Annotated in this window: 24 protein-coding genes and 1 tRNA gene; 1 reads left to right on the top strand and 24 read right to left on the bottom strand. The window is 36.4% G+C overall.

The features are described from left to right. Nucleotides 1-18 precede the first annotated feature (18 nt). The 8 genes from PYW37_RS02610 to glmU form a co-directional block, all read right to left on the bottom strand. Nucleotides 19-897, bottom strand: coding sequence for a LysR family transcriptional regulator (locus tag PYW37_RS02610; protein WP_025017104.1), 879 nt, complete (start codon nt 895-897; stop codon nt 19-21). A 15-nt stretch (nt 898-912) separates the two neighbouring features. Further along, nucleotides 913-1,317, bottom strand: coding sequence for a MerR family transcriptional regulator (locus PYW37_RS02605; RefSeq protein ID WP_023189759.1), 405 nt, complete (start codon nt 1,315-1,317; stop codon nt 913-915). Nucleotides 1,318-1,398: 81 nt separating this feature from the next. Beyond that, complete coding sequence (gene pepC, locus PYW37_RS02600; RefSeq protein ID WP_025017103.1) at nt 1,399-2,709, bottom strand: aminopeptidase C; 1,311 nt, start codon at nt 2,707-2,709, stop codon at nt 1,399-1,401. A gap of 128 nt (nt 2,710-2,837) precedes the next feature. Next, nucleotides 2,838-3,431 carry a bis(5'-nucleosyl)-tetraphosphatase (symmetrical) YqeK gene (yqeK, locus tag PYW37_RS02595; protein WP_025017102.1) on the bottom strand — a complete coding sequence of 198 codons (594 nt, stop codon included), beginning with the start codon at nt 3,429-3,431 and terminating at the stop codon, nt 2,838-2,840. A gap of 57 nt (nt 3,432-3,488) precedes the next feature. Next, the gene (locus PYW37_RS02590) at nt 3,489-4,169 is read right to left on the bottom strand and encodes a 5'-methylthioadenosine/adenosylhomocysteine nucleosidase (protein ID WP_023189755.1); all 681 of its coding nucleotides are present in this window, start codon (nt 4,167-4,169) and stop codon (nt 3,489-3,491) included. A 32-nt stretch (nt 4,170-4,201) separates the two neighbouring features. Then, entirely contained in the window at nt 4,202-4,480 is a 279-nt protein-coding gene (gene macP / locus PYW37_RS02585; protein WP_003130796.1) for a cell wall synthase accessory phosphoprotein MacP, read from the bottom strand. Next, nucleotides 4,473-5,057 (bottom strand): NUDIX hydrolase, encoded by a 585-nt coding sequence (locus PYW37_RS02580; protein WP_012898439.1) that lies wholly within the window; start codon nt 5,055-5,057, stop codon nt 4,473-4,475. The genes macP and PYW37_RS02580 overlap by 8 nt, the downstream gene beginning before the upstream one ends. Nucleotides 5,058-5,161: 104 nt before the next feature. Further along, a complete protein-coding gene (gene glmU / locus PYW37_RS02575) occupies nt 5,162-6,538 on the bottom strand; it encodes a bifunctional UDP-N-acetylglucosamine diphosphorylase/glucosamine-1-phosphate N-acetyltransferase GlmU (RefSeq protein WP_025017101.1) in 1,377 nt (458 codons plus the stop codon). A 227-nt stretch (nt 6,539-6,765) separates the two neighbouring features. Between glmU and proC the strand changes: the two genes are divergently transcribed. Next, a complete protein-coding gene (gene proC / locus PYW37_RS02570) occupies nt 6,766-7,554 on the top strand; it encodes a pyrroline-5-carboxylate reductase (protein ID WP_012898440.1) in 789 nt (262 codons plus the stop codon). A gap of 30 nt (nt 7,555-7,584) precedes the next feature. Here the strand turns inward: proC and rpsO are convergent, their stop codons facing one another. The 16 genes from rpsO to PYW37_RS02490 form a co-directional block, all read right to left on the bottom strand. Then, the gene (rpsO, locus tag PYW37_RS02565; RefSeq protein ID WP_010906184.1) at nt 7,585-7,854 is read right to left on the bottom strand and encodes a 30S ribosomal protein S15; all 270 of its coding nucleotides are present in this window, start codon (nt 7,852-7,854) and stop codon (nt 7,585-7,587) included. A 181-nt stretch (nt 7,855-8,035) separates the two neighbouring features. Then, a complete protein-coding gene (gene pknB, locus PYW37_RS02560) occupies nt 8,036-9,919 on the bottom strand; it encodes a Stk1 family PASTA domain-containing Ser/Thr kinase (RefSeq protein ID WP_025017100.1) in 1,884 nt (627 codons plus the stop codon). Further along, nucleotides 9,919-10,695 (bottom strand): Stp1/IreP family PP2C-type Ser/Thr phosphatase, encoded by a 777-nt coding sequence (locus PYW37_RS02555; RefSeq protein ID WP_025017099.1) that lies wholly within the window; start codon nt 10,693-10,695, stop codon nt 9,919-9,921. Before PYW37_RS02555 ends, pknB begins: the two co-directional genes overlap by 1 nt. Nucleotides 10,696-10,775: 80 nt before the next feature. Then, a complete protein-coding gene (gene rsmB / locus PYW37_RS02550; RefSeq protein WP_014570715.1) occupies nt 10,776-12,050 on the bottom strand; it encodes a 16S rRNA (cytosine(967)-C(5))-methyltransferase RsmB in 1,275 nt (424 codons plus the stop codon). A 244-nt stretch (nt 12,051-12,294) separates the two neighbouring features. Then, nucleotides 12,295-12,355: transfer RNA gene (locus tag PYW37_RS02545), tRNA-OTHER, on the bottom strand. 649 nt (nt 12,356-13,004) lie between these two features. Beyond that, nucleotides 13,005-13,784 (bottom strand): peptidoglycan amidohydrolase family protein, encoded by a 780-nt coding sequence (locus PYW37_RS02540; RefSeq protein WP_058222357.1) that lies wholly within the window; start codon nt 13,782-13,784, stop codon nt 13,005-13,007. Next, nucleotides 13,784-14,071, bottom strand: a complete 288-nt coding sequence (locus tag PYW37_RS02535) for a phage holin (RefSeq protein WP_010905390.1) — start codon at nt 14,069-14,071, stop codon at nt 13,784-13,786. The genes PYW37_RS02540 and PYW37_RS02535 overlap by 1 nt, the downstream gene beginning before the upstream one ends. A 12-nt stretch (nt 14,072-14,083) precedes the next feature. Beyond that, entirely contained in the window at nt 14,084-14,308 is a 225-nt protein-coding gene (locus PYW37_RS02530; protein ID WP_023189750.1) for a hemolysin XhlA family protein, read from the bottom strand. Nucleotides 14,309-14,320: 12 nt separating this feature from the next. Next, a complete protein-coding gene (locus tag PYW37_RS02525) occupies nt 14,321-14,557 on the bottom strand; it encodes a hypothetical protein (protein WP_023189749.1) in 237 nt (78 codons plus the stop codon). 10 nt (nt 14,558-14,567) lie between these two features. Next, nucleotides 14,568-15,791, bottom strand: coding sequence for a hypothetical protein (locus PYW37_RS02520; RefSeq protein WP_155384503.1), 1,224 nt, complete (start codon nt 15,789-15,791; stop codon nt 14,568-14,570). Between the two features lie 378 nt (nt 15,792-16,169). Further along, on the bottom strand, nt 16,170-16,346 hold the full coding sequence (locus tag PYW37_RS02515) for a hypothetical protein (protein WP_155384504.1): 177 nt from the start codon (nt 16,344-16,346) through the stop codon (nt 16,170-16,172). After that, nucleotides 16,324-16,497: a hypothetical protein gene (locus PYW37_RS02510; RefSeq protein WP_023189746.1), complete on the bottom strand. Its 174-nt coding sequence runs from the start codon at nt 16,495-16,497 to the stop codon at nt 16,324-16,326. The genes PYW37_RS02515 and PYW37_RS02510 overlap by 23 nt, the downstream gene beginning before the upstream one ends. Further along, entirely contained in the window at nt 16,497-17,618 is a 1,122-nt protein-coding gene (locus PYW37_RS02505; RefSeq protein WP_025017258.1) for a hypothetical protein, read from the bottom strand. The genes PYW37_RS02510 and PYW37_RS02505 overlap by 1 nt, the downstream gene beginning before the upstream one ends. A 16-nt stretch (nt 17,619-17,634) precedes the next feature. Next, nucleotides 17,635-19,422, bottom strand: coding sequence for a phage tail spike protein (locus PYW37_RS02500; RefSeq protein WP_044009714.1), 1,788 nt, complete (start codon nt 19,420-19,422; stop codon nt 17,635-17,637). Beyond that, nucleotides 19,422-20,948, bottom strand: a complete 1,527-nt coding sequence (locus PYW37_RS02495; RefSeq protein ID WP_155384505.1) for a distal tail protein Dit — start codon at nt 20,946-20,948, stop codon at nt 19,422-19,424. The genes PYW37_RS02500 and PYW37_RS02495 overlap by 1 nt, the downstream gene beginning before the upstream one ends. Next, nucleotides 20,945-24,997 (bottom strand): phage tail tape measure protein, encoded by a 4,053-nt coding sequence (locus PYW37_RS02490; RefSeq protein WP_052484085.1) that lies wholly within the window; start codon nt 24,995-24,997, stop codon nt 20,945-20,947. The genes PYW37_RS02495 and PYW37_RS02490 overlap by 4 nt, the downstream gene beginning before the upstream one ends. Nucleotides 24,998-25,022 lie beyond the last annotated feature (25 nt).

Genomic DNA, 25,022 nt, shown 5'->3' with positions numbered 1-25,022 from the left:
ATTTCTGTCAGTAACTTTTTATTCATTATCTTGAAGATATTGCTTAATAAATGCTCTTGTAAGAGGAGTCAGTGGAATATTTTTTTTCCAAGCAAGCACACTTAAAGTTTTCACTTCCGGACTCAATGGAATAGCTTTTAAATCAGGGTAATCTCGAATAAGCGCCCCTTCTGTAACAACTGCTTCACCAATTCCTGCACGAGCAATTTCAAAAAGATGAAAACCGAGATTAAAGCCGCCAATAATTTCTAAATCACTCACTTGGCAGCCTGCCCAATCGGCTATAAATTGACGAACTTCTGGTCGTTCTGAAATTAATATTCTTTGCTTTTTAAATATTTCTGGACTTACTTCATCTAATTCTGCAAGTTCTGAATCGGATTGAGTGAGCATCATCCAACGTTCAGGAAAGCCAATTTTTTCAACATTATATTTTTCAGTTGATGTTGGCTCTAACAAAAAACCAACATCAACTAGTCCGTTGTCAATCTTCCATTTGATATCATCAGCATTTCCTGACAAAATTGTAAAAGTAATTGACGGATATTTATTTGTCAGTCTTTGGAGCGTTTTAGCGATACTGGAAGTTGTCCAGCCTTCTAAAGCACCGATCGTCAGATGGCCAGATAATTCTGCATTTTTTCGGTCTTCAAAAACTTGTACTGTTTTACTGGTCAGCTGTAAAATTTCCTCGGCCTTAATTTTAAGAAATTGTCCATCTTCAGTTAAGATCAGTTTTTTCCCATCACGCATAAAAAGTTGTGTATCTAGTTCGCGTTCAAGTTCTTTAATTTGTCTAGATAATGTTGGCTGCGTAATATATAACTGTTCAGCAGCTTTGGATACTGTTCCAGCAGTTGCAACTGCCCAAAAATATTTTAATAATCGAAGTTCCATTTATTCTTTTCCTATTTAAATCTTGATTGTTTCTTTTGAACTTTGGTTCAAATTAATTTCATTTGGCAACATCACTTCATCATAATTTTCAATTTTGAATGTCAAATAATCCAAGGCAGATTGCTTTTCAATAATTTCTGTTCTCAATTGTTCAACCTGGTTCTTCAAAATTTCAATTCTTTCTTCTTTCGTTCCGGGATTTCCCTCATTCACTAATGCCATATAACGGGTCAAAGGTTCAACTTGCACACCTGCATCTCGCATGTGTTTGACAAATTTCAAAGTTCTAATATTAGCTTCTGTAAAATTTCTTATTCCAGATTCTGTCCGTGTAATTTTAGGAATCAGCCCAATTCTTTCATAATACCTTATATTATCTGTTTTTATCCCTGATAATTCAGCAGCTTTTTTTATATTCATTCTTTTATTTTAACACTTGAAGTGAACTTTAAGTCAATAAAAAAACATTTAACCTAAAGTTAAATGTTCTTTGTTTGCAAATTAAGCTAAAGCACCCATTGGGTCCCATGGTAGAAGTACTTGAGGTTTCTCTTCGTAAGCAGCCAATTCTTCTTCAGTTAAAAGGTCTTTACGGACAACAATTTGATAAGTATATTCATCCATCCATTCATCAGAGGCAACAAAATATCCTTTTTGACCCGCATCTTTACCCCATGAATTTTCAACTTTCCATTTAGTTGAATTTCCGTCAGCATCTAAATCAACACCCGCTAAAACCATGGCATGCGTCATCAACGACTCACCATAGTCAAGACGTCCTGCTTTGCTTTGAGTAAATTCAATATCCAATGAAGATTTGAAATCATAAGAATCCATTGTCAAAAGTCCGGCTGAACGATTTGATTCTTGGCCCACGTCACAACCAAACCAAACTGTTTCACCAGCTTGCATTTGGGCAATGGCCAATTTTTTAAAGCGGTCCATTTCAACATTCAAATGTTTCACTTCTTTACCACCGACAACATTTCCAAGAAACTCAACTGTGTAGCTCTTATTATAAGGTTTGTCAGCAGTTGGAGCATTGATTACTGACACATAATTATTCAAATCAATTCCAACATATTCATTGTAAAATTCTTTTGGACTACCAATGAATTTTTTGTATTCATTATCTTTATTACGGAAAGCAAATTCAAAATTTTGTGGTGGCAAACCTAAAGTTACCGCAAGGAAATTAAAGACTTCTTGTAAAAGTTCTTCTTTAACTGCTTTAACATCTCCACCTTGCTCAATTGTATAACGCAAAATTTCAGCATCTTGACGGAGTAGTTTATTCAAGTATTGATTCAATTCACGTGAGCTACTTGAAGCTTGTGATTCAGGATAAACAGCTTTGGGAACAATTCCATATTTTTCAAAAATTGCAACCATCATATCCCATTGACCACCATCTTGTTGTGGTGTTTGTAAAAGGAATTTCAAACGACGATCGTCCATTTCAATATCACCAATAATTTGTTCCATGAACCAGTTTGATTTTTCATATTTATCCCAGAAGAAAGTGTAAGCTTGTGAAAACTCAAAATCTTCTGTTTTAAATTCATTGATAAATTTATGACGGAAAGTGTTCAAAGCAGCAAACATCCAGCAACGACCAGATTGTTTTTGATTCGTTACAGGGTCTTTTGTCAAGTCAATTGAAAACTCAGGCAAATTTGCTGCATGTGAACCACGGACTTCGAGTGATGAAAGCAAACCATTTTTAGTCACGGCATTTTCCACCGCACGCAATTTTGTATTTTCTGCAAAATTTTCGTAGAGTTTTTGTGTGAAATCTGATGTTACTGTCATAATACCTCCCAATAAATCGAAACTTCTGACAAAAGTTTCGATAAAAATAATCATTATCAATTTTGAATAATGATATTCTATTATTTTTTACATTCTTCTATTATAATCTAAATTATCAAAAAAATCAGCTAGGAAAGCTGATTTTCTAAATCTTTCTTTGCTTCTAAAAGCCATGGGTGGGCAACTTTCAATCCATCATCAATAATGAAATTAATATAATAAAGTGCCGCACTTTGCAAATTTACTGACAGAGCTGTCAGTAATCCCTGCCTAAATGGCGCATTATCTCCACCATCCCAGCTAATTTTGTCAGCAAGAAAAACAATCAAGTCCAATTCTGTAAAATTTTTTCTTAGGGTAGTATGACATTCAATTGCTGACAGAACTTGTTCGTCAGTAATTTTAAAATGTTGACTCGCCAAATACTTAGAAAGTTTCTGATGAATAATTAATGGAAATTCACGCTCTTCTGTCAGTAATTCGATATTAAAAATTTCTGCTTTTTCTACTCTTTGATCATTTGGATAAATTCCACCAATATCATGTAAAAGTCCTGCTATAAAAGCTTGAGAACGTCTTTCATTAGAATCAGTTAATTCTTCTGTCAGTGCCTCAGCCGTCCTTGCCACTGCTAAACAGTGCTCAAACAATTGGTCATTATTCAAAAAAATATTAACTTCCTCAATTAAGAGTTCTAACCTTTTATCCTTGATTTCTCCCATTTCACTTCCTCTTAGTTCTCATAAAAAGAAAAATCTATCAAAAGATAGATTCCAATTTTATACCATTTCTTCGAGTAAACGAATCAAGCCCTCAGCTGATTTTTTTCCTGCTTCAATAATAAATTTATCAAAATTAACATTAGCATCATGGTCAGCAGTATCAGACATCGCACGAATAATTACAAATGGTTTTCCAAGTACTGTTGCAGCTTGAGCAATAGAAGCCCCTTCCATTTCAACGGCTAAAACATCCGGAAAATGCTCTTTAATCTCAGCAATTTTACTAGAGCTACTGATAAAACTATCTGAACTAGTAATCAATCCAACATGCACATTTTCTAAAACTTTTTTCAATTCAGAAACAAAATATTTACTTGATTCAAAATATAAAGGTTGTTGAGCCATTTGGCCATAAGCATAACCAAAAGCAGTAACATCAACATCATGATAAGCAAGTTTATCGGCAACTACAACATCACCAATTGCTAAACCTTGAGCAACTGCTCCCGCTGATCCAGTATTGATAATGGCGTCGACATCAAAAATGTCAACCAAAAATCCAACTGCCAAAGCAGACATCACTTTACCAATTCCAGATTGGACAAGGACCACTTCATGCCGGCCAATTGAACCTGTATGAAAAACTAAACCATGACGAGTATGTTTTTCTGCATTTTCTAAGTTTTCAACAAGTATGCGAATTTCTTCATCCATCGCACAAATAATTCCTATTTTCATTTTTTTTACCTTTTTTCTAATCTTTTTACTCTCTAAAAGTAGTACAAAAAGAAAGCTACTGCCAATAGAACAACAATTAGTGTAACGATGAAAAGCCATTTATTAATTGCTTTTCCACGTTTTTGAGCCTTGGCATTTTCAATTCTTCGACTTTTATAAACAGCATTTTTGCTTAAATTTTTCTCAATACTATCGTATTTTTCAGCGATTTCAGTATCTTCTTCAAGCTCTCTTTGCAATCTGCGTTCAAGATTTTTCTTATCCTGTTTTGCTTGTTCAATTACTTCGTCTGTTAAAAGAGGTTTAGGCATTATTTTCAAGCTCCTTTTTCAAATATTGCATTTCCCAATACCAAATAGCCATAATTGTTTTTGCATCCGCAATTTGTTCAAGTTCAATCATTTTTTTTGCTTCGCTTAAAGTGACTTCAATTTGTTCCAAAAACTCACCGTCATCAGCGGGTTTTGGATGTTCCACTTTTGTTAAATTTGATGAGAAATAGACATATGTTTTCTCTGATGAAAAACCGGGTGTCCCATAAAAAGCTGTAATTTCTGTCAAATCTTGCGCCAGATATCCAGTCTCTTCTTCGAGCTCTCTTAAGGCCGCAGCTTTGGGATCTTTTTCTTCACCTTTTTCAAGTTTTCCTGCCGGAATTTCAAAAATAAATTTTTCCAATGCTTTACGATATTGACCAACTAAAATCATCTTATTGTTGTGAACAGGTGCAATCGCTGTTCCTCCATTATGAAAAACAAGTTCTCTAAAACTCTCTTGTCCATCATGCAAAGAAACTACGTCTTTTACAACATGAAAAATCTTCCCACTAAAAATTTCTTCTCTAGCTAAAGTTTTTTCTTCAAATTTTTTATCATCAAAATTTAACATTGTGTCCTTTCTTCCGAAAACTTTTTAAAATAATTTAAAGAATAGTTTTCTCATCAAAATCGAAGGAAAGAGCTTCAGGAGAAACTCTTTCTTTTATTTGTTAATTATTGACCACGATAATGTGGCATTTTTTTAGCACGTTCAAGTTTATTCACTTGTTTTCCACGTCCAATTTCGACTGCTTCATCTGGTACATCTTCTGTTACAACAGATCCTGCTGCTGTTAAGGCATTTTTACCGATATGCAATGGAGCAATAATTGTTGAATTCGAACCAATAAAGGCAAAGTCATCAATTTCAGTATTGAATTTATTTTTACCATCAAAGTTTGCTGTAATTGTTCCAGCACCAAAGTTCACTTTCTCACCAACCGTTGCATTTCCAATATAAGTTAAGTGACCAGCTTTTGTACCTTTACCAAGCGTTGAACCTTTAATTTCGACAAAGTTTCCAACATGAACTTCTTCGCTCAAAACAGTTCCGGGACGCAAATGAGCATAGGGTCCTACATTACTTCCAACACTCATTCTGCTTTCTTCAACCGTTGAATTACGAACTTCACAATTTGAATGAATTTCTGAATTTTCAATACGGCTACCATTTGTAATCAAAACATTTTTACCAATAAAGGTATTTCCTTTTATTGTTACATTTGCTTCAATCACAGTTTCTTCACCAATCGTTACTTCACTGTCAATATAAGTTGTCGCAGGGTCAATAAGAGTTACACCATTCACCATATGTTGATGATTGATTCGTTTGCGCATCGTCAACTCAGCTTGTGAAAGGGCAACACGGTCATTAACTCCTAAACTTTCGTCAAAATCATCAAGGATATGAGCCGCTACCGTTTGACCAGATTTTTTGAAAATTTCAATGACATCTGTTAAATAATACTCTCCTTGGGCATTATCAGTTGTGATTTCATTCAAGGCTTTGAAAAGTGACTTATTATCAAAAATGTAAGTCCCAGTATTAATTTCGGTAATTGATTTTTCAAAATCATTCGCATCTTTTTGCTCAACAATCTTTTCTACTGAGCCATTTTCATCACGAATAATTCGTCCATATCCTGTTGGATTTGGTGCAATTGCTGTCAAGATAGTTGCTGTTGCATTTTGTGCAAAGTGATAGTCAAAAAGTGCTTCTAACGTTTGTCCAGTAATTAATGGTGTATCACCAGCAATAACAAGAGTTGCTCCATCTTCATTTGCCAATAAATCCGCAGCAATCCGAACGGCATGACCCGTTCCCAATTGCTCAACTTGTTTCACAAATTGAGTCCCTTTAGGTAAAGTTGCAATCACACGATCCGCTTCATGACCAACAATCACTACATTTTTAGCAATTTCTACCTCAGAAACACTTGTAAGAACATGAGCAAGCATTGATTTTCCAGCCACTTGATGTAAGACCTTCGGAAGTGCTGATTTCATACGAGTTCCTTTACCAGCCGCCAAGACAATTGCGAATTTATTCATAGATTTCTCCTTTATTATTACAAATAAAATAAAATGTTTACCTAATTATACCATAATCAAGGGGCATTTTCGTTATCTTTTTAATTCAAATCCTCTCAATATGCGCTAAATATGCGAGCTAGTACTCAGACTTAGAAAAAATCTGATTTATTTTACGATGCTACTAAAGTGATTTATTATTACTTTTTATGATAAAATGGACGAAAAGAAAAGAAGGGATTTTATTTATGAAAACAATAGGTTTTATTGGAGTTGGAAAAATGGCAACAGCTATTATTTCTGGACTTGACAAAAATAAATTCAAAATCATCATTTCCGGACACAATTTAACAAAAACTCAAAAACAAGCGGAAACCCTTAATGTTACGGCTGCAAGTAATCATGAAGAACTCGTTCAAGAATCTGATTTTATCATTCTATCAGTTAAACCTCAAGTACTTCCCTCTGTTTTAAGTAAATTAATCAATCATTTAACTAAAGACAAAACATTAATTTCAATTGCAGCGGGACTCACTTTATCTGACTTGAAACATCTGGCTGATTCAGAAAATCAACCAATCATCCGAGTGATGCCAAATATCAATGCACAAATCGGTCAGTCAACATCGGCCATTGTCAAAAATGAATTTGTTGATGATTCTGCTTATGCTACAGTTCAAGAAATTTTTAAATCAACTGGTTCTGTCCATGAAATTGCTGAAAAAGATTTTTCAACATTTGCAGCAATTGCCGGTTCAAGCCCTGCTTTTATTTATATGTTCATTGATGCCATGGCACGTGCCGGTGTATTGCATGGTATTCCTAAAGATCAAGCCACAGCAATTGTTGCCGAAACGGTTCGTGCTTCAGCTGAAATGATTCTCCAAAGTGGTGAAAATCCTTGGTCATTAGTCGATAAAGTCTCAAGTCCTGGTGGAACTACTGTCGCTGGTGTGGTAAGTTTAGAACAAAACCATTTTATCGGAACAGTTATTGATGCTATTAGCGCTACTATCGAAAAAGAAAAAAATCTTTAAAAATAAAAAATGCCATATGGCATTTTTTTATTAACGACGAAGTCCCAATGAAGCGATAAGTTCACGGTAACGTTGAACGTCTTTTCCACGAAGGTATCCAAGAAGGTTACGACGGTGACCAATTTTTTTCATCAAACCACGTTGTGTTGCGTGGTCTTTTTTATGAGATTTGATGTGGTCGTTAAGGTGGTTAATTTCCCAAGTCAATACAGCGATTTGTACTTCAGGTGAACCAGTATCGCCTTCTTTACGAGCGTATTGAGCGATGATTTCTTGTTTTTTTTCTTTTGAAATTGCCATGAGTTTTTCTCCTTTATTTGTATTGCCCAGTCCGAGTGACAGCTTGGCAAGCATGAAACCAAGAACGGGTTGTAAAAAACTACTCTACCATGATACACTTTTTTGCCTAATTTTACAAGCTTCTTGTAAATTAACTTATTTATCAAAAAACTAGGAACACGAGATTCCTAGTTTATTTTTCTCAACTACTTGATGACGTTGTTGAAGATTCTTTGCTGCTATTGTTGTTATCTGTTGACGGCTGACTTGTTGTAGAACTTGAAGTACTTGAAGTTGTGCTTGACGAAGTTTCAGGCGTCGTTGTTGATTCAGAAGTTGTTGAACTTGAACTTGGAGCAGTATAGACGCTATAAGTGATTACAATTTCTTGAGTTGGATCAACGGACGCTCCAACAGTCGGATAAACAGAATATACATAACCGTCGGCTTGTTGATTCGTTGTTGCTTGAGGGTCTAGTGTAATATTAGTGAATCCTGCAGCTTTTAAGGCAGCTTGATACTGTGAATAAGTCATATATTGACCGTTCGGTTTATAATCCGGAACTTCAACTTGTTTTCCACTTGAAACTTCAAAGGTAATTTTTTCACTCCCTTTGGTATCAAAACTAGAACCTTTTTTAGGGCTTTGTTTAATGATTGTACCTGCTGGGTAAGAATCACTAGGAACGGAAGTTTGAGTGACTTGGCTTTCATCAATACCATAATCCTTAAGTAATGTTGCCATCGCCTCATCAATCTTTTCACCGACAAAGTCCTTCATTTTGATGATATCTTCATTTCCCGTAGAAACATAAATATCAACGGAGCTATTAGATCTCACGGTTGTTCCACTAGTTGGATCAGTCTTGATAACATTTCCTTCAGCAATCGTTGAACTTTGTTGTTTATGAACTGTTCCCACTTTTAGTTTTGCATCTTTAATTTTGCTTTTTGCTTGGTCAAGCGTCGAGTTTGTCACATTAGGTATCTTAACATTAGTTGGTGTTGAGACAACCCAAGCCAAAGTAGCACCGCCAACAACTAAAAGAAGGATAATAAGACCAATAATCAAGCCTTTTTTAGATTTTTTGTTTTTATTTACTACTTCTGAGCTTGCAGCTTTTTCATCTGTTTGTGAATCATTATCTTCTTTTTTATCAATCAGAGGCTTGGTGTCATAAGGATTAATTAGATTGGCAGGCATAATTTTTGTTTCATCATGGTCCTTATTGAAAACTAATTTTTCTTCCCCACGACGATCAAGACTCGTTGAAGTTGCCACATCAGTCATCATTTCTTCTACATCAGTATAGCGATTTTTAATATCTTTCGCTGTAGCTTTAATGACAACATTTTCCAAAGCTTGCGGAACTTCTGGATTGAGATTGATGATGCTTGGAATACTCTCTTGGAAATGTTTTAGAGCGATAGCAACTGCAGAATCTCCATCAAATGGAATTTGACCTGTTAAAAGTTCAAATAAAATAATTCCAATCGCATAAATATCTGATTGAACAGTTGCATTTGAACCACGCGTTCGCTCTGGTGATAAATAATGAACCGAACCAAACATTGTATTTGTTTGAGTAAGTGAAGTTTCAGAGAGTGCTTTCGCAATTCCAAAATCCGTTACTTTTACAGTTCCACTACTGGAAACTAAAACATTTTGTGGTTTTAAATCCCGGTGAATAATACCATGTGAATGGGCCATGTCCATTGCTGATAAAATTTCAGTAATAATTTCAATAGCTTCATCATTGGCTAAAGGTGCATTTTGATTGATGTATTGTTTAAGTGTCATGCCGTCAACAAATTCCATGACAATGTATTGTTGACTTTCAAATTCACCAACATCAGAAATACCTACGATATTTGGATGTGAAAGTTCTGCCATGGCGAATGCTTCTCGCTGAAAACGAGCAATCGCGATATCATCGTTTTCAAAATTTGAACGTAGCACTTTTATTGCAACTAAGCGGTCACCAAGAAAAGTATCTTCACCTTGATAAACGTTCGCCATTCCGCCACGTCCGATTTCTTTGATAATCCGATAACGATCGGCAAAGATTTTACCGATTTGAATCATCAACTAACCTCCTGCGTTGGTGTTTCGCTTTCTGACGTTTCATCATACTTAATCAAAACGACGGTAATATTATCCAAACCTCCATGTTCATTGGCTAAACGAACTAAAGCTTCAGATTTATTATCTAAAGTTAAATCTTCCCGCTCTAAAACTTCCATAATTTCGGTAGTTGAAACCATGTTTGTTAAACCATCGGAGTTCATCAAAATAATGTCCCCTACTTGAAGTTCTAAAACTTGAATATCTGCTTGAACTTCACTAGTTTGCCCAAGTGAACGAGTAATGATATTTTTATTCGTATGAACTTCAGCTTCCTCTTCGGTAATTTGCCCTGCATCTACAAGCTCTTGAACTAAAGAATGGTCTGTGGTTATTTTATTTAATTCACCATCGCGCATTAAATAAGTTCGGCTATCACCTACATGGGCAGAAACGAGCATTCCTGCTTTAATAACCAAGGCTTCAAGAGTTGTTCCCATTCCTTGGTATTCATCAAGTTTTCCAAGGCTGGCAATATTTTCATTTTCATTACGAACTTGATTTTTTAGCCAAATCTCAAGAGTTGCTTCTGGTGTTCCCGCATCAAAAAATGTCTCTGACCAAAGTTTGCCGAGATCTTCTACGGTAAGTTTACTTGCGACATTACCTGCTTTGTGTCCTCCCATGCCATCAGCTAATAAAAAGAGCTGATAACCTGCACGGTTGACATAAGTACCGGCATAGTCTTGATTAGTACTACGTTTTGAACCGATATCTGATAAAATACTGTATTCCACTTTTTCTCCTTAACAAGAATAAAGTTTTATTTTTAGGTCTAAAAATTACTGACAGAATTAAAAAAAATATTTGTCAGCAGTTATTCGCCTATTTTCTTAAATTTCGCGATGAAAAAGCCATCTGTATGATACATTTCTGGAGTAATAAAAATACATCCTTCTTTAATCATATCTGCCTTATCGCTAGAAATTTCAACTTGTTCAAAATTAGGATGACTTTCTAGAAATTGACGAACAACGTCAAAGTTCTCTTCATCAAAAATTGTACAAGTACTGTATACCATTATACCACTTTTTTTCAGGCTTTTCGAGGCGCTGTTCAGAATTTCTAGCTGAATTTTTTGTAAATCAACAAAATCCGAACTTTCTTTTCTGTAGCGAATATCTGGTTTGCGTCGAATTAATCCAATACCTGAACACGGAGCGTCCACAAGAATTCGGTCAAATTTATCTGAACCAAATTCTTCAAAAATCATTGTCGCATCGGCTTTTTGAGTAGTAATTTTATCCGCAACATGTTGACGCTCTGCATTTTGATTAATTAAATCAAGTTTATGATCATATAAATCTAGTGCTGTGATATGGCCACTTGTTAAATATTGAGCCATATGAGTACTTTTACCACCAGGAGCTGCACAAGCGTCAAGAACTTCTTCTGTTCCTTCTAAATCAAGTTGAGGGGCAACTAATTGACTTGTTTCATCTTGAATCGTAATTCTGCCAGATTGAAATTCTTCTGTCATTGCAAAATTTCCACTGTCAGCAATTAGAGCACTTTCTGTCAGTAGAGAAGCACGAGTTCCTGAAATTTCTACGGTTGGGTCAATTTTTCGTAAGCTAACGTGACTTGGCTTTTCAAGACTTTCTAAAATTTCTCCTGTTCTTTTTCCACCAAATTGACGAACCATTTTATCCAATAAAAGTTTGGGCATTGAATATTTTGTTTCCCAATCCTTTGGTTCTTCATTTCGATGTTCAGAACGCATGAAATTACGTAACACAGCATTGATAAAGTTAGCCGTCGCTTGACCATCACGACGTTTAGCGATTTTGACTGCTTCATCTACTGCTGCCGAAGTTGGGACCTTATCCATAAATAAGATTTGATAAACTGTAAGCAATAGGAGCATTTTTGCCCAAGGTTTTGGTTCTTTTTTCAAGAAGGGAGTAATATGCCACTCCAATAAATCCTTTTTAGAAACCACTCCATATACAAGGGCAGTCACAAAAGCTTTATCAACTGTGGATAGTTCAGAATCTCGCAAATTTCGATCCAATGAAATATTGGCATAAGCATCATTGCCAAAAATGTCATTCAATACATCGAGTGCGGTTTGTCTTGCATTTTTTGTCATAGAGCTATTATGGCATACTGTGTCAATAAATGTCAATAGATACCGCTAAACCTTGTTTTGTGGGATTTATAAAAATTATTGTACTAATGAATACCTATGAGTTACTTCTAAAACGTAACTAAAAACGTAACTAATTTTTGTCGGGCAAGAGGCTGTATATCTAAGATATACAGTTTTTTATTTTAATTAACGTAACTAAAAAAACTCCTTTTAGAAGTTTCTACTATTTTAATATACATTTTTATGGTTCTTGCTGGACTCGAACCAGCGACCGAACGGTTAGCTACCAACTGAGCTAAAGAACCGAAATGTACGCATTTATCGTACACTCCGTATAACAGTCTAGTACTGCTATCCTCTCACTTATATTATATCATATTTTGCGACCATCAAAAATGAGGGTCACAAACTCACAAACCGCATAATACCAAATATTGCTGAGGTCAGGGATAATGAAGATGTTGCATAAAGTGAAACAGCTGGATTTAATTCGGAAAATAAAGATGTGCGAATCTATGGACGATTAAATCGCTATGTATCAATGTATATTGTGGTTTTACGGACTATTAATGGACGATTAGGTTTAATTTGGAAAATAAAAAAAGCGCCTTGGGTAGAGACGCTTTTAAAAATATGTTTTTAGAATAAACTTATGAAAAAGTATATTTTTTGGAATATAAAAATTATATAACTTTCTATTTCCGTTGTCAAGAAAAAAACACCCTCGCTTTGGAAAAGGGCGCTTTATCTCTCCCGAAATACTTAGTTATTTGTACTTGTATTTGGAATAGCATTTACGATAAGGATATTATACTAATTTATCTTAAGAAAAACAGTAACATTTGTTAACAAAAAAAAGACCCCCAATTAAGGGGGATCAGTGTTAGAAATTAATTATAGCAAACTTCTTAACGAGAACAAAGAAAAACGTTCGACAGAAGTCAGGGTTAATTTTTATAATTTATTCGCATTTAATCGACGTTGTAATTCTCTCACAGAATCAGAAACTGGGCTGATAGTTCCGTCTTGCGTTGTTCCAAGATGCTTCTGTAAAGCTTTGATAGTTCCTTGACCAAATAATCCGTCTTGGCCAATTCCTAGGAATCTTTGCAATGCTTTTACCACGTTTGAACCTGTCAGCGATGAATCAAACTGAGCAGCATAAATATTTTGGTTAAAGGTTTGTTTATACTGGTGACTGATTACTCCGTCTTTACCAGCCGTATCAAAGTATTCTTGTAATCGTTTAGCAGTCGCATTTCCAAACTGGCCATCAACATTTAATGTAACCATTTGAGGTTTATTGTCAGTATTTCCAGAACCTGAACCAACAATTCGATAAAAGTGATGTGGTAAGCGAGTGCTCATATAAGCGTCATTCGTATCAACCGCAATTCCATTGTGAGTGTAAGAACAGTGAATGAATGAGCCATTGCTCAAAAAGATACCCGTATGTCCATCCGAACCAGCCGAACCTCCTGGAGTACCTGAAATGAAGATATCGCCACGCTGGACTTCTCCTCGACTGATTTCTTTCAGCTTCGTTCCTGACATTCCAAATAAGGTTTCAGTATTTCCCATTGAGCCAGCTGACAAAAAGCCACCAGCAATCATGGCAAAGAACACTGACGAGCTACAATCATAACTGTTTGGCCCCATTCGTGAAGCCATCGAGTAAGTAACTTTACCTTTTCGTGCTTGCATCCAAGCAATCATATTTTCAATACTTGGCATTATTCGCCTCCTTCTGTGAATTCATGGTCAGCATCAGATGCCTTAACTACTTGAACGCTATCTCCATTTTTCAAACTTTTTGTAAGTTCAGTTCCTTTTTTAGCTGCATGAGTGAAGTCGTTATTCTTCCACCAAGCCCAAAGTGCAAAAACTGTTGTGATAACTGTGCTGACAGTATTATCGTCAAGCGGCAATGGATTAATACCCAATGCTGTTAGAATTTGGTTAATGATAGCTAACCAAAGCAAAACTGTACGTGTAAGCGTTCCTTTATCAATTGTTTTCATGTTCTTTCTCCTTTAAATTATTTTAGTAATTATATATCCAATAATGGTTACGGCAAGAGTAAGCATAAAGCCCCAAGCCCACTTATTATTGGCTTCCATTTTTTCTATAAGTTTTGCATTTGATTGGGCTATTAAAAGCGCTCGTTCTGCTTTATCTCTAACTGTTTCATAGTTATCCAACTTTGTTTCAATTCGAGCTAATCGTTCGAGTACTTCTCGCCATGCTTGCTCCTCCATAACCCCTGCTTTCTATTCTTTACTTGCTCCACCACTTATTTCTTTGGATTTGTCCAAAATTTGATTGAAAAATTCTGTTAGTTCAATCCTTTGGGTTTCCTCACTGAAAAATTCATTTGCGTTAAAAACAGTTACTTCCAATTTGAAAGACCCATCTTCATTAACATTTCCTTTAATATTACCTGTTGGAACATCAGCTGTTCCAGTCTCTCCTACATACTGCAAGATGTTTGATTTTAGTATTTTCATTGTTTCTCCTTTATTCAACATAGTACGAAATATAAGCACCAAAATAAACAGAATCTCTACCCCAGCGATAACACCTCACTTCTCCCGTGGAATTAATGGAAATTTGAGCGGTTGCACCAGCTCCCTGAGCAGTAGCAGGCATGGAAATATCGCTTGGGGGTCTAGCGTTTGTTGGAAGTATTCCCAAAAGCGTTCCACCGCTCGTGATGACAGGGAACCCATCACCGTTACCACCGTGGATATTCATCGTAACTCGATTGTTTTCACGTTTCCACTCAGCTCTACGTCCACCGATATTTCCGATTTGAGTCCAGTTTACATCGGAGGACAACTTGACACCGGCTGGTGAGATACTCGCAGAAATTCCCGTGCTGTCAGTTAAGGACATGCCTTGAAAATTCGTACCGACTGATATTGTTCGTCCTGTTGAATTCTCGGTGTAAACCATGATAAGCCCCTGGGTGCTATCCAAACCAATAGAGTTTGTTGTGTTAACAGAGGAATCTGTTCGGGTAATTATTAAATGGTCATTTTCAATATTCGTGCTCCCAGCAACGGTTCCATTTTTCCAACTCGTTTCAATAACTCCGTCTGTGAACTTCCCGTTTTTCACTTCTAAATCTGTACCATTGATTTTTTCTGCAGTGATAGAATTCGCATCGATGTTATTTGCACTTAGAAAGTTAATCATCCAGTGAGTGCCGTTGTAGTAATATTCTGTATTAGGCTTGATAACCGTTCCATCACTCGCTGTAAGGTCTGCGGTACCTGAATATTTCCAAGTCAAGCCTTTAAAACGTGTAGTTGGCTCAGTATCGGAAACGATTTTACCAGGGTCACCGTCAGTTCCTTTATCACCATAAACCGCTTTTTGTTCCACAATATCTTGCGTCAAAGGCGCTAAATTAAATGTTGTTCGAGTAATAGACCAGAGGTATTTGTTGGTAGACGTTGTTGTGGGCTGTGTTGTTTTCCACACACTATTTTCCCAAGGGTCTACTGGTTTAGCTGGCGTAGTTGTAACTTGATATTTCTGCTCACTGCTTACAATTCCTCTTCCATTATTTCCGTCAATTCCCTTAAATACTGTCCAAGGCGCATATTTAGTAGGGTCTGTGGATGCTGTAGCTGTGAAATCTGAATACTGACCTATATAGCTTGGATAATCACTAGTTTTTACTTCACTTTCACTTAGCATGTATGGAGTAGCGATTGAGCCTGGTTCTAGTTTCATTCCATATACTTCAAAAATGTGGGTTTCATTAACAACAGTTGCTACATCAAACCAACGTGGACGAGCTGTAGTAACACCATTTGGAACAATCGTCGTAAAACTGAAAAAGTAGTATTTACCATCAGTTGGAACTACGAGCTTACCTTTAGTAGGGTATGAATTAGTAGTTCCATAAAACGCAAACCCTAGTGAAAAGTTATTAATATCTACCGTTCCAGTATTTTTTATATAACAACTAACTGTGATAGCGCCACCAGCTTTTACATTTATTGTAGGTGCGTAAGCAAAACCGCCTTGACTACCAATATTTCCTCCATTATTAATTACTTTAATTCCATTATTAGAACCAACTGATAGCGAACTACTGACTCCCGCAGACTAATTTTGTGCATTGAGATTGTTTTGAGTGATTTTTGTATTATTTAACAAATTCAAATTCGGATAAACAGTCGTGAAACCGTCCGTGCCGTCTGCGCTCCATGAATAGGCTGTATGAGTTATTGTCCCATCATTAACGTTACTTAATGTGAGGCTATTGCTTGCTACTATCGTCATCAGTCACCTCCGCCCAAATTTCAATAATTGGAGTGGAGATACCATAAGTCCGCCAGATTTGTTCAATCACATCACTTGCGCTTGTCGCTTCAAAGCTAACTTGTGTGATTTCTCCCCCAAGTTCAATATTGGCATAAAATGTACTTTTCATTATTGATTCACCTCGCATGTATATTGGGCTTTGACATTGATATCAGTCGCCGCAACACTAATTGTTTTACCAGTTTTATATTGATTGCCTGTACCGCCAAAATTAGCATTTAATACGCCATTGTGGTCACGTTGAGACCATTTATAAGTATAGGTTTTTCCATCTGTATCAATTTCAGCACCAGATTGAAATACTCGGCAAGTAAGTGTTGTTGTACCAGAACCGTTTTTAAAAATGCTACCTGCTGTACTATCAATCGTACAAGTTAATGGGTCTGTATAATCAAGAAGAGTAACGATACCACTAACTACCGTACCTGCTGTACCACCTGCTTGGTCAATGATAACTGCCTTAAAAGTTTGAGCATTTACAATTGCCGTTGGTAGAACTGTTAATATTCCTTGAGAAGTTGTATTTGTACCAGCAGTTACATTTGGTGTTTGACCAGTTGTAGATGAAGTACATAAGTGCCAACCTAATCCAAGGTTTGAGTTATAGCCAGCTGAACCAGTTGTAGTTACAGTACTATCTGCATAACCGAAGAATATCTTTTTGTTTCCATGTGATAAAGTTCCACCTTTATATAAATCAGCGTTAACTGTTAAGCTTGCAGGCTTAGAATTATAGAACGCTCCACCATTTCCAGCATAAACATTCGCAAGAATAGCTGATTTAGCAAGTTGTACAACAGTTAAATCTAAAACAGCTGAGAATGGAACATTTAAACCTGTATTTGGGTCAACCCATAATCCAGAAGCGGTGAATCGTGATGCTGAGTTAGCAATTGGGACATTGACTTTTGTTGTCAACACACTATGTGCACTTCCACTCACATGTTGAGTATCACTATTAGTAGTTGAAGTAATAGTATTTGTTGTTGTTCCATCAGTACGTGTCCAAGTAATATTTCCTGAAATCCCACTAACAACAGAAGTTGTACTACCTGCTTTAGTAAGGTTGAGCGTTAAAACTTGTGGAGTAGTCGCATAACTTGGTGACCATGTTTGAGCTGTTGCATCATAAGTTTGAGTAGTCACCCCACTCGCTGTGATGAAAGCGTTGAGTTGCATCCCATCTGATAAATCTGTGATTGTGATTTGCCCACTTGAGACAATTGACATATTTTATTCCTCCTATTTAATTAAGTGGTTCTGCAGTGCAATCAAATGTAGCTCTCTGCCAAACATCACTATTTGTGATTGTAATTGATTTATGACTTGTTTGATGAGCAAGATTCCAAGCGGTATCTACTGTTCCATCAGCGTTAGTTTTAGACCATATATAAGCAAATTTTGTTCCCTCACTATCAATTTCCTTATTATTTTGATAAAGTATCGCAGTGAAAGTTGTATTAATGGTATTATTTTTAAATTGATATCCATTAGATGAATCAATAACTAGATTAATCGGGCTAGTTCCATCGTCCACATTAGTGATAGTCACCGACTGACTAGCGACTACTTTACCCGCAACCGTTGCTTTAAAGCTATAAACTGCTTTTTCTGAAACGCCACTTGCATCGACTGTAATTTCTTGAACATTTGCGACAACCGTTCCATCCTTAGCCCATGAATAACTATCCGCAATTGTTTCTTTGTCATCTGACCCAAAATATATATGAGCGCCTAATGTAGTCGTTCCTGTTCCATTTTTAAATTGCAAGCCATTGGTAGAAGTGATATCAGGACGGTAAGGAGTATTAGCATTGATAATTTCTTGCATTCTAGCAGTTAGATCATCAGATACTTCACTTTTCAGCTTGATGTAATTAGAAAACATAATTTTGTTACTTGTAGGATTAGTGAAACTTATTTCTAGTTCACTCACTCGTGCTGACAAGAATAATCCAACATTTCCATCTGAATCAATGAAATTCTTATCTTGAATTCTGACTGTATCTCCAATATGCAAAGGCATACCGTCTCCAGTACTTGAAACAGTCAAGTTACTTGTGGCTGTCACTTCATAAGTCACTAATGGATAAGCATATTGTTTCAGCTGACTTAAAGCGTAGCCCCACATGGCATTTACTGTGGTATATTCGGTTGATGCATTTTTATTGGTAAATATATCACCGCTCGAAGATTTAAGTTGTGAAGGAAACATTTGAGCAGACAAAGGAGCTTTAGCGTAACTTTCACCAGCTCTTTTATAGAATTCTTCTTGCCCTTCTGAATTCGTAACTGACCAGGAAGAGTTTTTCCAACTTAACCCATCTTTCCCAGTGACATAAAGCGAATTAAATATCTGAGACTTTTCAACTTTTCGATTAACCCCTGTAACATTTTTACCAAAGGATAAAAGCACATCATTTCTATTTTGGCCAACTCCTTGAACATCGCCACCATCATTTTTCTTATAAATATTGAGTGTGATATTATCAAGCGTTCCATCTCTTTTTAATTTTGTGACAAACTCAAATTCGGCATCAAAATTTTGAATGACTGAAATTAAACGAGCAAGTTTGGTGTCTTCCGAATCATAATTAATGACCCTTGTATCATTTTTAACCTGATTAATACCAAGTGAGATTTTTGCAAAATTGATAAGTCCTAATTGGTCAAAGTACCATTGGATATTGTGACTGGCGGTATTTTTTAAATCCTTAACTTCTTCATTTCGCATTTCAAGGTTTAGGCTTAGACAATTGAAAGTGATTTTGTCATCATCTTCTTCGACAATGACAGAATCAAAAAGGAAATCCTCTCCCTCATACTGAAAGCTGAAATAAGCTCGTTCATTTAACAGTTGAACATAATCTTGAACCACTCCATTTTTTATTTTATTGACCGTGAAATCAAAAGTTGATGTCCCCTGTGCTAAGTAGCGATGAAAATTATCATCTTTAAAATCAGGAGTTTCCGAGTCGTCATTACTGAGGAAACCCACTCGTTTCAATGTATGGTCATGAATTGAGATTAACATTATAAGATTCGCTCCTTCCACTTGATTTCAACTTTAGGCGGGCTTGTTGTGAAATTTGAATACACAATATCTAGCCTTTGGCTTGCTCCTGGAGGAATTGAAAAGAATTCTGAACCCGTGATATAGTCTGAGTTCGCCCCTAAGTCATTAACTGTGATTTTTGATTTTTCCATATCAACTTTTATTTCATCTTCTGGTTGGTACTTATTAGGAATATCGACAGTGTACTCATTGTTTAGATTCATGAGTTTAAATGAGCGAAGACTTGTATCTGCTAACATTTGATAATATCGTCTTTTCCCGATCACGACATAAACATAAGCAAGTTTGGTAGATGCTGGCACACCATCCATGAGATAAGTTTCAGCCATCGCTCGCCAGTAGAAAGAAATCTTATTGCCTTGTTTAACAATCGCCTGTCCGCCATGACTTGCAGCAAAAAGTGGAGACCCATTTTTATCTGGTTTTCCAGTAGTCGCTGAGAATGTATGATTTTTGAAAAGCTTCAATTTTTTATCTCCACCAATCAGCCAAAAGTTCAAGGTAGCATTTTCACCAATACCCCCTTTATAGATTTCAAAGCAAGCAAGAGGCTGTTTGTTTTCATCCGCAAAATGAATTTGAAAACGACAGCACTGTTCAAGATTTTTCTGAATATATAATGTATTGAAATTAGCATGCCAATCTTTAACATAATTACCCAAATCATCTTTAGGTACTTCATATCTTAAAACCCCTGCGTTCCAAAGCGAAGATTGCGCCATTGCTCCAATTCGAATCCCATCGTCTTTCCAAGCAATGGTACTATTTAATGGCATACCATCAAGATTTGTTGGCCATGAAGTTGTCCAGCTTGTATCTGGAACAAAGTTAGTTTCAAAATCAGACTTAGTTTTAAAATCACAAACCAGCTTCTGACTTTTAGCCGTGGTTGTATCAGCTTCATCTGGATTACCAATTTCGAGGATTCCATTTTGTCTAACGAATGCTAAATAGCCTGTTTCAGATGTTGGGGTAACTTTAATTGTGGGATAGATAGGCAATGTCCCGTTATTATTAATCAATACCGAAACTGAGTGATCAGCATTATTTATGATGGTTCCATTTTCTCCGCCTGAGTTATCATTATTCAATACTTTAGTATAGACTGATTCTGCGTACCCTTTAGGCACTAAAAATGTAATTGTTCCCGTAGCTTGCTCAAAAGATTGTTCGCCATCAGGTACAACGTACCAGACTTTATTTGGTTCATCGTTAAAAATTAATGGAACAGGTTCCTTAACATTTAGATATTTTGCAAGTAATTCTTTTTTTGCATTTATTTCCTCAAAAAATACACCATCAATAATATAATCGAATGAAATTGTTTTTGAACCTAAAGCATTATAAAGAAACTCTGCACCTTGAAGTCTAGGACTAGTTGTATTAACCCAATTTGAACCAATATTTCTTTTGATATTTGTAACAGAATAAAACAATTTTGATATGTCAATTCCGTCAAGTGTTATTTTCATTGTTTTATTCACGGATTATGACCTCCAATCAAAGTTTGAATAAGAGTGTCTTTCTCTTGATTCTCAGAAATTAATTTTGTTAGTGTTTTAGCAGCATCCTTTTTATCGAAAACAGAAACTGATGGCCGATTTGCTAAAGATTGAATTGCTTTAATAACATCATTATTAGTACCACTGTCTAGAATAGCTTTTAAAATAGCACTCAACAGTTCAGTATTGTCAACAACTGGAGTATTAACTACTAACTGTTGTTGTACTGCTCTCATATCTCTAAATATCTTCGCATCAGCCGGAATTCCGCCTGTACCTTTGGCATATTTCGGAATTAATTGAGCTGTTTTGCTAGCTTTCAAAACACTTGAACCCTTAGGTAAGTTTAAAACGACATCTCGACCTTCGGGAATGAAGCTTTGGCCTGTTGGTAAAGTAATCAATTCTTTATATAGCGAACCTTTTTGATCATTAACCATTGCGAGTCCGCCTTGGTGGTAATTAGTACCCGTTGCATGTTTGGTTATTTTTTCATATATTTCTTGAAAAATATTTTTATGAGTGGTAGTTAAAGTTGTATTCTTCTCTTTAGGAAGGCTATCAATAGCTCTTTGAGCTTGGGAGACTCCATCTCCTGTAAGATTTTGAGCAAGAAGTTTTTGCTGTTTAGGAGATAATGAATTCCATTGAGTAATCGCATCGGCCGCGCCTTTTTTCTTACTCAATACATCCGCATTGTTTGCGAACATTTTCTTAACGTTTTCTGGCATGGCATCCCAGGCTTTTAAAGCACTTGCGGCTGCCCCTTTTTTGTTTTGGAAATCTTTATCGTTACCAAGAAGCTTTTTAACATTTTCTGGCATAGAGTTCCACGTATTCAATGCTTGAGCTGCGTTTCCTTTTTTACTCAAAAAGTCTGTATCATTCCCCAATAATTTTTTAGTTTGAGCAGGAAGTGTATTCCAACCAGTTAAAGCTTGTTGGGCAGTTTCTTTATTTTGTAAGAAATCTTTATTATCACCAAGAATTTTCTTAACAGAATCTGGCATTTCATTCCAAATTTGCATATTCTGCTTACTGTCTGCAATCGCAAGCAGCCCTTGTTGATTATTGACAACTAGATTTTTTTGTTCAGGAGAAAGTTTGTCCCATTGCCCACTTGCAATTAAAGCTTCTGCGACTGCAAATCTAGCATTCGTTGTTAAATTAGCGTTCTTCAAGATGAACTGCATATTATCCCAACCATCTTTACCCTTGAGAGCTTCTGCGATTGCTTCTGGAATATTCGTTTTAATTTCCCCTGTTTTAGGGTCAAAAATCATAGTATTCCAAGCATCATTTGCTTTTTTAGTGTCGTTTGACATCCCTACGGCATACTTGGCTAAAACATTACCAGAATCGGCAGTTTTCTTATTAACATCGCCAAGTTTTGCGAGGAGATCATCTAGCCCAATACCTGTATTTTCTGTATATGTCCGTATTTCATTTTCTGCGTTTGTACGCCATTCCGAGTACCCAGCTTCGCCCTGTTTTAAATTACCTCGTAAAACTTCCTCAGCTTGGGCAACTGCCACACCATACTTGCTTAACTTATCAACTCTTTCTTGCTCTGCGGCAGCCATATTTTCGTTATAGGTATCTTGAGTGATTATTTTACCGTCAAGCAGTTTTTTTTGGTCTGCGGCTTGTTGATCATATTCTTTATTCGCTTGTTCTCTCATCCCTCTCATGTCATTGATAACTTGTTGAGCCTGAGATTTAGACATATTATTGAACTCGCCATTGAGAGCCTTCATTAAAGTATTCTTTTTATCGCCCGTTATTTTAAGTGCATCAGCTTCTGATTCGAAAATCACTTGCATATTAGAACTTACACGAGCTTGTTCGTCAACGGTCAATGCTCTATTTTTTTCGTCACGTTTGTTGGCATTGATATAAACTTGTGAAATATCATTTGCAGCAGCTTCTACAACAGACTTAGCACTTTCACCCCTTTTTTTCATTTCAGCAATTTGCTCTGCTGTATATCCTGTCCGCTTCATCGCTTCTTCAAGTTCTTTAGTTGATTTATCAATATCACCTTTTGTTCCTTCGGAAAGTGAATTGATAGCATCTTTAACTTTTTGAGCTGAATTTTGGCTTCCGGTACCGAACTCTTCCATTGCTACCTTGGCTTTGTCAATCCTATCTCTAAAGTTATCGATTTTATCTACCGTTTCTTTTGGAACTTCAACTTGGCCAAAGAACTTAACTCTATCTTTTGCTTCATCTACAGCTTTGCTTACGCCGATGATTAACCCCGCTAGACCAGCTACACCTAAAACACCTACAGCCACTGGGCTTAATCCAGCCAGTATTGGGGATATTCCACCAAGAGAAGCAGATAGTCCCCCTCCCCCAGATATCGCAGCAGTTGCTCCTCCCGCTTCAGTAGCAATCCCTCTAAGTGCAAGTTTGCCTGCCCCTTTTGCACCAAGATATTTCAAGCCATCAATTACGCCTTTTGTTGCATCTGTCATTTTTTCTAACGCTTTGGTGGTAGGATATACAGCTGCCGCTGCTATTGCCATTTTGATGATGAATTGTTGTGTTTCTGGACTTAGCTTTTCGAATGAACCAGCTAAATTATCTATTTCTTTAACGATTGGCACGATTGAAGGCAAGAGTTTTTGACCTAAATCAATTGATAAAACTTCCAAAGTCGCTTTAGCTTTATTAAAAGCATTCTTATCAGAATTGTTCATTTGGTCTGCAAGCTTTTTAGTATAACCAGTTGCATTTTGTGTTTCTTTGGTTAAGTTGCGTAATGCATCTCCGCCTTGGTTAATCAGCACGTTCATACCTGTTTGAGCTTCTACACCAAACGCTTTAGCAACTAATGAACTTTTTTCTGCATCTGTCATACCTTCGGTATGTTTTTTGATGGTATCCAGCATATCAGGTAAACCGATATTTCCTTTTTTCCACTCATCGATATTAATGCCAAGTTCTTCAAAAGCTGCCGAAGATTGTTTAGTAGGTTTTAACAAGCGAGATAGAGCACCACGAAGTGATGTACCAGCTTTTTCGCCTTCGATACCATTATTTGAAAGCAATCCTACTGCAGCAGCGGTTTGTTCAACATTCATACCTAAAGAGTGAGCTACGGGCCCGACATATTCCATTGCTATTCCCATGTCTTCAAATCCTGCAGATGTTTTATTGGCTACAAATGTCAAACTATCCGTTACACGTTGGGTATTTTTCATCATGGATGCTGTATCTTCAGTCTTTAAACCAAACTGTTCAAGAATGGCAGTTGACGCAGACATTACCGTTCCGAAATCTTCCCCTGATGCTCTTGAGGCATCTAATACTGCTGGCATAGCCCCAACGGTTTGATTAAAATCATAACCGCGTTTAATCATTTCTTCCATACCATCATTGATAGATGAGGTATCGATACCGTATTGTCTAGCCCATTGTTTAGATTTATCTGATAAGGTATCCATTTGCTTAGAAAGAACATTTGCTGGTGTTCCATCTGATAACAAAGCTTGGATTTCAGTCATCTTGCCATTGAAATTAGTTGCTGCTTGAATTCCTTTCGCAAATGTTGCAGTTATAGCAATTGAAGCAGGCATAGCTTTTGAAGCAATTGAACTTAAACCTGAGCTTACTTTTCCTAGTCCAGAAGACATTTTAGGCAAGATAGAGGTTTGTTTATATTGCTCAATCGCCGCATTTTTTAATTGAGCCTGGTATTGCATTAATTGTGCATTTGCACGAGAAATATCAGTCGCATATTTTTGAGTGCTAGAGCTTGCTTTTCCGTCAATTAGTGAACCATTGTAAGATTTTTTTAGTAAATCTAATTGCCTTTTTTGCGCCTCAATAGATTTTGTTAGAACTTCCATTGGGCTTTTAACTCCGTCAACACCTTTCCCAAATGTTGAAAATGATGTTTGAGAAGTTTTTAAATCATTTTTTAAGGCTGCTAATTGCTTATTAACTCCAGTAACACCCTTTGCGAAGCTGGAATCATCAAAGCCCATTTCAATTATCATTTTACCTAAAGGTGTATCTGCCATGGCTTTCTCCTTGAACTTTTATCGT

Origin of the sequence: Lactococcus lactis, from assembly GCF_029023865.1 — a bacterium.
Taxonomy (GTDB): Bacteria; Bacillota; Bacilli; order Lactobacillales; family Streptococcaceae; genus Lactococcus; species Lactococcus lactis.
This window is presented reverse-complemented; position numbering and strand designations above follow the sequence as displayed.